The sequence below is a fragment of the Gloeocapsopsis crepidinum LEGE 06123 genome (assembly GCF_015207655.1).
GTDB classification, from domain to species: Bacteria; Cyanobacteriota; Cyanobacteriia; order Cyanobacteriales; family Chroococcidiopsidaceae; genus Gloeocapsopsis; species Gloeocapsopsis crepidinum.
In genome coordinates, this window is the sequence record NZ_JADEWN010000066.1 from 23,381 (window position 1) to 36,284 (window position 12,904).

Sequence of the window (12,904 nt, forward strand, 5' to 3'; positions counted from 1 at the left end):
TGAGGACTTAAAGCATAGTAGATAGTTGAATGGCGATCGCAATTGATTTCGGTACGAGTAACACTTGCATAGCGCGTTGGAACCCCGTGACGCAAAAGCCAGAAACAATGAGTTTAGCGGGGCTTTCGATACAACAAGGATTAAATCCGCCTTTAGTTCCGAGTTTGGTGTATGTGGAGGATGCAGCCCAAAAGAAAGTGATAGCAGGACAGGCAGTACGCGATCGCGGATTAGATTTGGCAAATAATCCGCGATTTTTTCGTAGCTTCAAACGAGGAATTGGTGCAGATATTCAAGGCTTTCTCCCCGAACTGGATGGCGAGACGATCACTTTTGAAGGAGTGGGGCAATGGTTTTTGACACAAATTATTGCAACCCTGAATGCCCAAACGCCTGATATTACCGAGTCTTTGGTGTTAACTGTACCGGTAGATAGCTTTGAGGCTTATCGTCACTGGCTAGGGGATGTGTGTCAATCACTTGCAGTTGAACAGGTGCGGCTGATCGATGAACCAACTGCGGCTGCTTTGGGTTATGGTTTAGCAGATCAAGAAAATTTACTCGTTGTTGACTTTGGTGGAGGAACACTTGATTTATCTTTAGTTAGGTTAGATGGTGAGGGAACAGCTAAAAAACCACTAGGGTTTGTGCTGAAATGGGGTGATAAGTTATTTAGCGAAAAATCAGGACAAAAGCCTAAAACAGCACGAGTACTCGCGAAAGCAGGACAAAATCTTGGCGGTTCTGATATCGATCATTGGTTAATTGATTACTTTGCCACAACGCAGGGTTTAGTTGTCAATTCCTTGACGACACGACTTGCAGAAAAATTGAAGATTCAATTATCAACTCAACTACAGGCGAGTGAAGTCTATTTTAATGACGAAACCTTTGAAAGTTACCAACTCGATTTAGATCGTGCGAGTTTAGAAAATATTTTGCAAGAGCACGCATTTTTTGAGCGACTAGATGAGTCGATGACGCAACTTTTGCAACAAGCACGGCGACAAGGGTTAGAAGTTACTGATGTTAATGCAGTATTACTTGTTGGCGGAACAGCACAAATGCCAGCAGTACAAACATGGATACAACAGTATTTTGACTCGGCAAAAATTCGTTGTGAAAAACCTTTTGAGGCGATCGCGCAAGGGGCTTTACAGTTAAGTCAAGGTATCGAAATTAAAGATTTTCTTTATCATAGCTACGGTATTCGTTACTGGGATCGACGGCAAAATAGTCACAAATGGCATCCTTTAATTAAAGCTGGACAACCTTACCCAATGAGCGAGCCAGTAGAACTTGTTTTAGGTGCTTCGGTAGACAATCAACCGAGTATTGAGTTAATTATCGGTGAGCTTGGGCAAGCAACAGGCAGTACTGAAGTATATTTTGATGGCGATCGCCTAATAACACGTCGTCTCGATAGCGGACAAACTCAAGTAAAGCCCCTCAACGATCAAGATGGTGCGCGTTCCATTGCCCAACTGACACCACCAGGATATCCAGGAAGCGATCGTGTTAAAGTGTTGTTTCAAGTCGATCAAGAGCGGTTTTTACGTATTACCGTTGAAGATTTATTCACAAATCAAATGTTATTGCAAAATCAACTTGTTGCTCAATTAAGTTAAGTCAGCAGAAACTTTAACTTTTTTATCAAAGTCAACACGTTTATGAGTAATTTAGGCAAGATTAAAAAGTAGGCAATGTTGAGTAGATATTCTACTCATTGCGCCGAACATCACAAAAGTTTCGCTGTTGAGAGTGTAGTTTGCCACCAAAAAACTAGGTGTGAGGTGGAGTGTAAGTGGCAACTACACCTAAATAATGAGGATTTTTTTTGCTTGGGTACGTACTAGCTAATACCATTGATTCTTAGCTGTAGTAGTGGTCAATATAGAGGCTCAGAAATAGTGATAATACTAACACTTTCAACTCTGATCTCTGACCTTTGAACCCTGAACTCTGCTATTACTTGCTCGAATAATTAACTGTTTTAAAACTCAATTTAATCATGCAAGGAGGTTCCACAATGGGAAAAGTTGCATTGCAAATGGTGGAACAAGCTGGAATTGACGTTAAAGAGCTTTTAGATAAGTTAGTCCGTGCCGCATCAGCAGAGTTTACCACCTATTATTACTACACAATTCTCCGCACTAACGCGATCGGTTTAGAAGGAGAAGGACTCAAAGAAATTATTGAAGATGCAAGACTAGAAGATCGCAACCACTTTGAGGCACTCGTTCCCCGTATCTACGAGCTAGGTGGAGAGTTACCGCGCGACATTCGTGACTTTGCTAATCTAGCAGCTTGTCCAGATGCATATTTACCAGATCGTCATCACAACAATGGTGATTCTACACCAAGAGTTGGTTTTACCAGTGGCGGTAGCGAAGAGTCACAAACTGCAGTTCTAGAAGCGAAACAGGCGATAGAGCAAGGAGATATTCGACCACTACTACAAGTCTTAGTCGAAGCTGAGCGGTGCGCCATTCGCGTCTACACTGACATCTGTAACATAACTTTTGGTAAAGATCACCGCACTTACGATTTGTCACTGGCTATTCTCAACGAAGAAATAGAACACGAAGCTTGGTTTAGTGAGTTTCTAGGAGAAGAACCATCAGGACATTTCCGGCGAGGTGTACCAGGAGAATCGCCTTATACCTCTAGGTTCTTGGTAGTACCTCATTAAAGAAAGCAGGGGGAGGCTAAACGTTATGAGTGTTGAGTGCTGAGTTTAAGGGAGTCGTGAAGTGTTGAGTTATGAGTTTAAGAGGTTATGAGTCGTGAAGTGTTGAGTTTAAGAAAGTTATGAAGAGTCTTTTAATTCAAAATGCAAAACTCATAACTGATCACTAGCCACTAACCACTCTTTTGCTCTACATTCAAAACTCAAAACTTAAAACCAATCACTAACCAATAATCACTAGTCACTGAGCGCCAACTGTGTGCTATGTCACCGTAGCTAAAGTAGAGGATATTCCGCCAGGGAAGTCACAGCTAATACAAGTAGAAGGCTTACCGCTTCTACTCGTGAATGATCGCGGTCAGTTTTACGCCTTGCAAGGCTTGTGCGGACATCAAAAACTGCCACTTGCTAAAGCAACCGTGTGGCAAGGATTGCTAGATTGTCCCTGGCATCATTTTCAATATGATATTCGCACCGGAGAAAACGTTTATCCGCGCTGTGTGTATCCATTAGCAACCTTACCACATCTAGATCAACAGCTTGAACCATTGCGTACTTATCCAGTACGGATCGTTGAGCAACACGTACAGGTAAAAATTCAATTTTTTGAATTACTATGAACGCTGAAGAACTGCTGCGGCGCTACGCAGCAGGAGAACGTTACTTTCCTAATGTGGATTTAAGTCATGCAACTTTGCAGGAAGTGAATTTAAGTGGCATTGTCCTCAAGCGGGCAACATTATATGGTGTAGATTTGAGTCGCTCAAACCTAGTTGGTGCAGATTTGAATGGAGCTATCCTCAAGCAAGCTAATATGGTAGCGACTCGCCTTAATGGCAGTCATTTAATTGGAGTAGATTTAACAGCAGCGAATTTAACAGGTGCAGATCTCAGTGGTGTCAATTTGTGGAGAGCAGATCTCAGGAAAGCGATATTATGTGAAGCTAACTTGAGTCGTGCCAATTTACATGAAGTGAACTTGACAGAAGCAGATTTGAGCAAAGCCTCCTTAAGTGGAGTTCAACTCAGTAAAGCTAATTTAACCGCAGCCATATTAATAGATGCGGACTTGAACCGCGCAAATCTGACAAACACAAAATTGATGCGATCGCGTTTGTGTGGAACACAGCTAGAAAAGGTAGAGTTGATCGCCAGCGACTTAACATCTGCTGATTTAAGTAGAACAAATTTAGAAGGATCAAATCTTAGTGAAGCTAATTTGGCTCAGGCAAATCTTAGTGGAGCGAATCTAACTGGGGTAAATTTACATCGTGCAAATCTGATCGCTGCCAAAGCTATTTTGGCAAATTTGCGGGGGGCAAATCTAGAGCAAGCAGAACTAACAACTGCAAACTTAACCGAAGCTGACTTAAGTTGGGCAAACTTGAGTAAGACAAACTTGAGTGGAGCTAACTTGCACCGTGCAATCTTAACGGATGTGAATCTCAATTCAGCAATTTTGCGGGGCGCAAACTTAATCGATGCTAAGTTATGTCAAGTAGAAATGAATAATGTCGATTTGAGTTGGGCAGTTGTACCTCATATGTTAAAAATGCTTGGCGAATGAACTCACTACTATATAAACGTCTTGTTTTAGTGTACGAAGGTACACTTTGTTTAGGTAGCTTCGACTTCAGTCGGAGGGCATTTAATGCAATTGTTCCATCAATGTTTTAGCGTGTTGACTAATCGCCTCCCAGTTCTCAGTATCAACTAAGTGCTTAGGAAATAATTCACTGGCTAAACCTACGGCGATCGCTCCAGCTACAATAAACTCTCGCGCATTTGATAGCGTTACTCCTCCTGTCGGAATTAATGGTATGTGTCCGAGTGGTCCTTGCAAACTTTTGATGTAGCTTGCACCACCTACAGCTTGTATAGGAAAAACTTTAACGCCACTTGCTCCAGCAGTGTAAGCATGAACAATTTCTGTTGGTGACAGCGCCCCAGGAATAATAGGTATATTCTGTTGTACAGCAGCACGAATCATAGCGGTATCGCAATGCGGACTGAAGAGAAATTTTGCTCCGGCGGCGATCGCATTGTTTAACTGCTCTAAATTTAGCAGTGTGCCTGTACCAATCGTACAGTGTGGTAACTCAGCTTGCAGGCGTGCGATTAACTCTGCACTTTTGTCACTGGTCCAAGTGACTTCAATTAAATGCATTCCTCCTGCAACTACGGCTTTTGCCATTTGATAGCCTTGTGCGCTTTGAGTCGTCCGAATAACTGCGATCGCACGATGTCTTTGCAATAAGTCTAACCAAGCCTTCATCATATAGCTAATACATTCAATACACGATATCTTTGATTTGTCAAAAGACGGAAGGCGTGTTTAACTATTTTCTTTAACACCATAGCTTTTTTATGTAAGTCTTTCCTTAAACAGTCTTCTCATTATTTTTAAAAATCTTAAACATTGAAAACATATAGCTAGCTTTGTAGTGCATAAATTTAGCTTTGTTTCAAGGTTAAGTCAGTCGCCAGAAGGATGAATTCACGTAAAGATATTTCTAGTCTAAGTATTAAGCAATATAGATAAACAGGTAATTAATAGTATGCCGTTGCATAAACTTGAAGACTTCGATCCAAATTATCGAGAAACTTTCGGTGGTGACGATATTAAAAGCATGAAGCTTTATACCGAAGGAGGAGAAGAAATAGGTACAGTCCGAGATGTCTTAGTAGATCCGGAAGGGCATTTTCGATATTTGGTGATTAACACAGGCTTCGAGGCAGTAGGCAAAAAAATCTTACTACCAATAGGTTTATCTCGAATTGATTACAACACACACCGCGTTACTGTAGATGGATTAACTAAATTACAAGTCGAAGGCTTACCAGAATATAACGAACAACTAACTGTAGACTACGACTATGAGGAGCAAGTCAGGAAAGTTTATCGCCCTTTAGTCGCTACAATACAAGGCAGCGAGTTAACCACTCCTACTTACGATCGAGATTCGTATAGCTATGAGAATGATTCTTTGCTGTATAACCTTAATAAGCCAAATCAGCAATCATTGAAACTATATGAAGAAAGGTTAATAGCTACTAAGAATCGCATCAAAACAGGCGAAGTAGCGGTTGGTAAACGTGTTGAAACTGAAACTGCAAAAGTATCACTACCAATAGAAAAAGAGCGAGTTATTATTGAACGCGTATCTTCTGTAGAAGGTGAAATCATTGAGCCTGGAGAACTTAGCTTTCAAGAAGGCGAAATAGTACGAATTGAAGTTTATGAGGAAACCCCAGAGATACATAAAGAAGCATTTGTACGCGAAGAAGTCAGAATTAAAAAAGTTGTAGAGCAGAGTACAGTAGAGGCTGAAGAAATAATTCGTCGTGAAGAGTTAGATATTGATACTAAAGGTCAGCCAGAGGTTAACCAAATGAATAAAATCACTCATGATGAAATGTAAGCTAAGCAGTACATCATAGTTGAGCAAGAAAATCATTTTTTCTGACTTTTTATCACTAGCTCATACTCCAAATTTCTATGCTGAAAGAAATTTGGAGTTGATTTTTATCGTATAAGTGTTGGAAATTTAAATTGAAGTATTTATTGGGTATTCCAAAAGAGATAGTTCAAACCTCATAGAGAGGGTATTCCTGTTATTGATAATGTTTTTGGACAATAGAGCAATGCTGCTTGAGTGATGAAATCTTTTGCAACGTACCAAAAAGTAAGTGAACAGAAGAGATAAAAAGAGGTTTTTATAAATAATCGAGGATTATTACACTATTTTGTTAAATTGATAAATATAAAGGCGAAATAAAGCCATAGAAGATATCAACAAATATCAAAATTCAATATACATATATCTTTAGTTACACATGTAGTAGAGTTTTTCTGTCTGTGAACTTAGAAGAATACACAGTTTTATAGGATTTGAGTCATAGTACCTGTTAAGTAGCCAAGCCTTACACTATAATACATTTTCTATACTTTTATAAACTTCTTCTGCTGCTTCAATTGTAACTAGAGATAAATCGTTTTAATTAATAGCTTAAAGAAAAAATATCTGTCACTAGTAAGCTTTTAAAAAATCCGAAGTCATTCGGTAGGAAGATGAACAATAATTGCTAAGTTTTTATATTGGAAGCTGTGTACAGTAAAACGGTCAAGGAAACATAAAAGTATGGCACTTCTTAAAATTAGCGATTTTGATCCAGACTATCGCGAAGCCTTTGATGGTAATGATGTTAAAGGCATGAGCGTATACGCACAAGGAACAGACGAAAAGATTGGTACTGTTAGCGATGTTTTAGTAGACGAAGAAGGTAATTTCCGCTATTTCATTGTTGATTTAGGCTTCTGGATTTTTGGTAAAAAAGTATTAATGCCTGTAGGCCGTTCTCGCATTGACTACGGAGCTGACAGAGTATATGCAGTAGGAATGACCAGAGAGCAAGCAGAAAATTTGCCAGAGTTTGATGAAAACATGGCAGTAGACTACGATTATGAAGAACGCGTTCGCGGTGTATATCGCGGTCAACCTACTGTCGAAATGCCGCTAGAAGGTGCACCTTTAGACACAGCCGCAACTGTTGGTACAGCAGCTCCTGCTCCTAGACCAACTTACACCCGTGATACCTATGATTATAAGTATGACGAAGATTTGTATAACCTTAAAGAAGATACAAATCAAAATCTGAAGCTTTATCAAGAGCGCTTAGTAGCCAACAAGGTACGTAGGAAAGCAGGTGAAGTTTCAATTGGTAAGCGTGTAGAAACCGAAACTGCTCAAGTCTCTATTCCTATTGAAAAAGAGCGGGTAGTTATTGAAAGAGTATCTCCTACCGATGCGGGTAGAACTGTAGATCCTAACCAAGTTCATTTTGGTGAAGGTGAAGCAACTCGTGTAGAACTTTACGAAGAAACTCCAGAAGTTCGTAAAGAAGCCTTTGTTCGTGAAGAAGTTAGAGTTAGAAAAGAAGTAGACCAAGAAACTGTACAAGCTCAAGAAACAATACGTCGTGAAGAACTAGATATTCACAACGAAGGTACAGTCGTTGAAGGATCAGATCGTCTGCCCAACGATCGCCTACCAAACGATCGCGTGTAGATAAATAATCACTTTTACACTTCGCACCATAAGGTTTAAGTGAGAATAGAGTAGGGGTAAAAATAAACATTAACCCCTACTTTCAAATCTTTAAATGCTAATAAAATGAATAAGCAGCAGTTTTTATTCAGAGGTGAATCTATGCAAAACCACAACCGTATAGATGCCCTACTGGAAAAACTTAAAAGTAAATTGAGTAACTTTATTGTCTTAAATAACCAAGGTAATATTTTTGCTAAAGTCGTAGACTTAAAGCTAGATAACAATAAACAAATCAATTTAGTTTTATCTATCAAAGATAGTTTACAACAATCTCATCTAGTTTTATTAGTTAGCAAGCTTGTTCAAAAAATTGATCCTGTGAACAAAACTGTTTTGGTCAATATTAACCAAGCAGAAAGTGAAAAATTACCGCAGTGTATAACTACAGAGACACAAAGAATGGAATTTCCAGAAGTTAATAACAACCCAGCAACGCCTGCTTACGCAAAAGAAGAAAGTAACGCTAGTACACATAGTAGTGAATATGCTGAAAGTACTGCAGTAGTTGCAACTGAATTAAGCGAATCAGGAATGTTAACAGACGAAGTTATTCGCTTACTTGGAGAAAGAGTCATTGTTGACCGCAACAAACGTAAAGTTGGCGAGGTCATTGTCCGTAAAGAAATTGAGACTCGAATGGTAGAAATTCCTGTAAGAAGGGAAAAACTCATAGTTGAACAAGTCAGTCCAGAGCGAAAGCAACTAGCAGAAATAGAACTAGGACAACAAGAAATTACTGGGCTTGAATTAAGAGAGGCAGAGATTAATCAGTTAACATCGCTTAGTTCAAGAATAGGAACAAATGGTGGTTTAACAGTGAGTGGTGAATTTGACTCTCCTAAAATTGCCAGTTTACTTCTGAATGCGATCGCACTAGAACGTCGCCACGGTTGCAAGAAAGTGAGAATAGAAGTCGTTGTCGAAGACACTGAACGGCAAAAAACATATCAAGAATGGTTTGAACGTGCTTCGGGTAAAAAGTCTGAAATTACCAAGCAATCTTAAATAGTGACTGTTACGAATAGAAAAGTTCTTCAGAAGGATGGGATTTTTCCTGTCCTTTTTAGTTTATGTATCTACCTATTTCTGTATTCTATTTGAACTAATAGACCTCTATAGCAGAGGTCAGAGTTCAGAGATCAGGGTTAGAAGTTAGACGGTATAAAAAAGGGCAACTCTGGTTTACATTCCAGAATTACCCCACTTAAAAATTACGAGCGTAACGCTTCGCTTTCAGTTATCAAAATTAAGCAAAAGCTGCTGTTTTAACATCACTACTTGCTAGTAGTTCTTGCAATTCATCAGAGTCTACAGTTTCTTTGTCAATTAGCATTTGTGCTAGCTGATCGAGAATGTGACGATTATCGACAAGAACTTCCTTAGCACGGCGATAAGCGACTTCTACTAATTCACGAACTTCATCATCAATTGCAGCAGCAGTTTCTTCCGAGAAATCGCGTTCAGCAACAATATCGCGACCAAGGAACATATTGCCTTGCTGACGACCTAAAGCTACAGGACCTAAGCGATCGCTCATGCCAAAGCGTGTCACCATCTGACGTGCAACCCGCGCAACTTGCTGTAAGTCGTTTGAAGCACCAGTTGTAACTTCTTCCTCACCAAAGATAATCTCTTCAGCAATCCGACCGCCCAAAGCTACCGCCATTTGGTTTTCGAGGTAGGAACGGCTATAGAGTCCTGTTTCCATGCGATCTTCACTTGGAGTAAACCAAGTCAAACCACCGGCACGACCGCGCGGAATAATGCTAATTTTCTGCACAGGGTCATAGTCAGGCATTAAAGCACCAACTAAAGCGTGACCAGCTTCATGATAAGCAACTAAAGTTTTGCGCTTTTCGCTCATCACGCGATCTTTCTTCTCTGGACCTGCCAAAACGCGGTCAATCGCATCGTTGACTTCATCCATCGAAATCTCAGTGAGATTGCGTCGTGCAGCTAAAATTGCAGCTTCGTTGAGTAGGTTTGATAAATCTGCACCAGTAAAGCCAGGAGTACGACGGGCAATCTTTTCAACATCGACATCTTTAGCTAGAGTCTTACCACGAGCATGGACTCTCAGGATTTCTACCCGTCCAGCATAGTCAGGGCGATCGACAACAACTTGACGGTCGAAACGACCAGGACGCAATAATGCTGCATCAAGGACATCAGGGCGGTTAGTAGCCGCGATGATGATAATACCTGTGTTACCCTCGAAACCATCCATTTCGGTAAGTAACTGGTTGAGGGTTTGTTCGCGCTCATCGTTACCGCCGCCTAAGCCAGCACCCCGCTGACGACCAACAGCGTCGATTTCATCGATAAACACAATACAAGGTGCATTTGCTTTTGCTTGTTCAAACAAGTCGCGTACGCGGGAAGCACCAACACCCACAAACATTTCTACAAATTCTGAACCTGAGATTGAGAAGAAAGGAACGCCTGCTTCTCCAGCAACTGCACGCGCGAGTAAAGTTTTACCTGTTCCTGGAGGTCCTACTAGCAGCACACCTTTAGGAATTTTTGCCCCGACTGCGGTGAAGCGGTCAGCGTTTTTCAGGAAGTCTACAACTTCGTTGAGTTCCAGCTTGGCTTGGTCAATCCCTGCAACATCACCAAATGTGACTTGGGTTTGCGGTTCCATTTGAACTCTGGCTTTAGATTTACCAAAGTTCATCGCTTGGCTACCAGGACCATTCTGTGCACGCCGCAGTAAGAAAAATAAACCAACTAAAAGTAAGGCTGGAACAAATAAACTGCTTAATGCTCTAAACCAGAAACCATCATCAGTTTGTGGTAGAACAGAAATATCTACTTCGTTTCTAGTCAGAATATTGATTAGGTCAGGGTCGTTTGGCAAGTTTACGACTCGTTTTTCACCGTCTAGAGGTGTCACTAAGGCTCTAGTGCGGTCTGCACTTAAGCTAACTCGCTCAACTCTACCTTGTTCTACTTCTTGAATAAATTGACTGTAACGCCATGTTTCTCGACTTTGAGGTTGTCTATCGAAGAACGCTGTACCTAGCGCAACGACAACAACAGCAAGCAGTGCGTACAGCCCCGCGTTTCTCCACCGTTTATTCACCGAGGTCAATCCTCCTAATTTAATGTGCGAGGGCGCTTTTATTGGAATTGTTAACTATTCTTAATCTACATTAATTTTTTACTAGTTGTCATGCTACGTAAAGTTGTCGCAATAGCTTGAGACTAGAGTGGTAGGGATCGTACGTCTTTTGGATGACTTCTCCATGCTGTTCAATCACCGTATGGATCGGAATCACTTCTACAACGCTATTAGAATAGGCGATCGCCTCAAACGTATCGACTGCATCCGCAAACCAAGGTTCCTCTTGAACTCGACAATAATGTTTTATCCATTCTAATAGTTGCGATCGCGCAACTCCTGGCAGTATTCCTGCTGTTAATGGTGGTGTCCACCAACAGTTATCCCGCCACCCCCATAAATTCCCCGTACTCGTCTCTAACCAATTTCCCTGTTCGTCAACTAAAATTGCTTCCTCGGCTGAGTGTTGCTGTGCTGCTAATTTAGCTAACCACGCCGATAGATAGTTTCCTGTTTTATGCGTTGGTAGCGATCGCGCGAATTCTGCGGCAACCCAAGCTTGTACTCCATATTTCTGTTTATTTGTCAAGTCTTCAGGCAGGGTTCTTCCTAGAATTAACTCACATCCATCAGGAAAGATAGTTATTCTGAGAACAGGAAAGTGCGGTATTAAATTCATTGCACCTTGCGCAATTTGCTCCCAATTTGGTAATCGCCAGCCAAATGTTTCGATACTGTAACGGAGGCGATCGCAATGGGCTTGCCAATTGGTAAGAGGGTGCGCGAGTGATTGATGATAAACTCGCAGCGTTGTAAATACAGTTGCTCCGTACAATAAACCAGGCTCGTCAACTGGAATTTCTAAAGTGTTACTGGAAATTAATTTGCCGTTGTACCAATAGATATTAGTTTGCCTCCTACACTTTATTAGTCCATCTTTGTGGACTTAGTTTCTAAGCCGCGAATTTATTCGCTATGCTTCTTTAATCTTCTTTTGGTGGTTTTACCTGTACGACTCCTTCAGGGGAGATTGAAACTTCACCGCCCAGCGCTTGAATGCGGCGAATTGCTAAGTCACGCGTTGCTGCATCAACTGGGTTACTCAGAACCATTGTCCAAGCACCAACTTGTGCTGATTTACTTTTAGGGTTGCGCGAGAGAAACTCTGCTGTTTTCTGGGAAATTGCTGCAACTTGTTTGCTTTCTTCATCAGCGTAAACACTCGCCCACTGTGCTGCGGTTGTAAATGATCGCTGCGCAGCGGTGGAATCTCCTAGAAACAACAATTCATCAATTCCTTTGTAACGCCAAATATAATAAGATTTTTGCGGTACTGTCGGAGAAAGCAGTTTTAAATTTCGATTCATTAAAGCGATCGCGCGTTCTGGCATTCCTGCATAGAGTGAGGTACTTGAAGAAAGAAACAAGTATGCTTGTAAAAAACGCGGATCGCGGTCTAAAATAATCTCAAAATATTCAGGGCTAAGGCTATATCCTGTTTGCGGGCGAATTTCATCATCGCCAAAATACTGAAGAAAGTTTAAAAATACCCAGCTTGCAATTAAGTTATCAAAGCCAAAACTAGGGAGTTGTCTTAATAAATTCAGGCGGACTTTTTCGGCTTCAGTTTCTCTTACTAGTGATTCTTTAGTAACAGTTTTATTTTTTGTTAACTGATGTAATTGAGGTATTTGCAGCGAAATAACTCCGAATACACACAAAAGTACGGCAACAGATGCAGCTAATGGTTCTTGGTATCTCCGTAATGCAGTAAACATCTTAAATCTTTACAACACCAAGTAAGCAGTTGAAACTAACGTAACTAAAAGCTTGGTTATTGGTCTTTTTAATTCAAATCTCAAACCTCAAAATTCAAAACTCTATTACCCATTACTATTTTATTGATGCGTACTTACAGCCTATTGCAGTTTTATGAGGCACAGTAGCAACAGTGAGTAAACCAGTTTTTCAAATGCACGGGATTAATTAAATCGAGTGCAGTGGCAATGAGAAGATCAACCCTGAATGCAGTAGTTGGGG

General features: G+C 40.7%; 11 protein-coding genes. 7 read left to right on the forward strand and 4 right to left on the reverse strand.

Features of this window, described 5'->3' with window-relative positions:
• The first annotated feature begins 29 nt into the window (after positions 1–29).
• The 4 genes from IQ230_RS21205 to IQ230_RS21220 all read left to right on the forward strand — a co-directional run bounded on the left by IQ230_RS21205 (position 30) and on the right by IQ230_RS21220 (position 4,256).
• A complete protein-coding gene (locus IQ230_RS21205) occupies positions 30–1,628 on the forward strand; it encodes an Hsp70 family protein (RefSeq protein WP_193934234.1) in 1,599 nt (532 codons plus the stop codon).
• A 401-nt stretch (positions 1,629–2,029) separates the two neighbouring features.
• Entirely contained in the window at positions 2,030–2,692 is a 663-nt protein-coding gene (locus IQ230_RS21210) for a Dps family protein (RefSeq protein WP_193934235.1), read from the forward strand.
• Between the two features lie 254 nt (positions 2,693–2,946).
• Positions 2,947–3,309 carry a Rieske (2Fe-2S) protein gene (locus IQ230_RS21215; RefSeq protein ID WP_193934236.1) on the forward strand — a complete coding sequence of 121 codons (363 nt, stop codon included), beginning with the start codon at positions 2,947–2,949 and terminating at the stop codon, positions 3,307–3,309.
• Positions 3,306–4,256, forward strand: coding sequence for a pentapeptide repeat-containing protein (locus tag IQ230_RS21220; protein WP_193934237.1), 951 nt, complete (start codon positions 3,306–3,308; stop codon positions 4,254–4,256). Before IQ230_RS21215 ends, IQ230_RS21220 begins: the two co-directional genes overlap by 4 nt.
• An 81-nt stretch (positions 4,257–4,337) precedes the next feature.
• Here the strand turns inward: IQ230_RS21220 and IQ230_RS21225 are convergent, their stop codons facing one another.
• Positions 4,338–4,967, reverse strand: coding sequence for a bifunctional 4-hydroxy-2-oxoglutarate aldolase/2-dehydro-3-deoxy-phosphogluconate aldolase (locus IQ230_RS21225; RefSeq protein WP_193934238.1), 630 nt, complete (start codon positions 4,965–4,967; stop codon positions 4,338–4,340).
• A 280-nt stretch (positions 4,968–5,247) separates the two neighbouring features.
• Between IQ230_RS21225 and IQ230_RS21230 the strand changes: the two genes are divergently transcribed.
• From IQ230_RS21230 to IQ230_RS21240, 3 genes are all read left to right on the forward strand, one after another.
• On the forward strand, positions 5,248–6,111 hold the full coding sequence (locus tag IQ230_RS21230) for a DUF2382 domain-containing protein (protein ID WP_193934239.1): 864 nt from the start codon (positions 5,248–5,250) through the stop codon (positions 6,109–6,111).
• Between the two features lie 720 nt (positions 6,112–6,831).
• Positions 6,832–7,758: a DUF2382 domain-containing protein gene (locus IQ230_RS21235; RefSeq protein WP_193934240.1), complete on the forward strand. Its 927-nt coding sequence runs from the start codon at positions 6,832–6,834 to the stop codon at positions 7,756–7,758.
• A gap of 141 nt (positions 7,759–7,899) precedes the next feature.
• The gene (locus IQ230_RS21240; RefSeq protein WP_193934241.1) at positions 7,900–8,805 is read left to right on the forward strand and encodes a DUF2382 domain-containing protein; all 906 of its coding nucleotides are present in this window, start codon (positions 7,900–7,902) and stop codon (positions 8,803–8,805) included.
• Between the two features lie 241 nt (positions 8,806–9,046).
• Here the strand turns inward: IQ230_RS21240 and ftsH3 are convergent, their stop codons facing one another.
• The 3 genes from ftsH3 to IQ230_RS21255 all read right to left on the reverse strand — a co-directional run bounded on the left by ftsH3 (position 9,047) and on the right by IQ230_RS21255 (position 12,642).
• Positions 9,047–10,885, reverse strand: coding sequence for an ATP-dependent zinc metalloprotease FtsH3 (gene ftsH3, locus IQ230_RS21245; protein WP_407646696.1), 1,839 nt, complete (start codon positions 10,883–10,885; stop codon positions 9,047–9,049).
• A gap of 88 nt (positions 10,886–10,973) precedes the next feature.
• Positions 10,974–11,768 (reverse strand): aminotransferase class IV, encoded by a 795-nt coding sequence (locus IQ230_RS21250; RefSeq protein WP_193934245.1) that lies wholly within the window; start codon positions 11,766–11,768, stop codon positions 10,974–10,976.
• A 79-nt stretch (positions 11,769–11,847) separates the two neighbouring features.
• On the reverse strand, positions 11,848–12,642 hold the full coding sequence (locus tag IQ230_RS21255; RefSeq protein ID WP_193934243.1) for a hypothetical protein: 795 nt from the start codon (positions 12,640–12,642) through the stop codon (positions 11,848–11,850).
• Positions 12,643–12,904 lie beyond the last annotated feature (262 nt).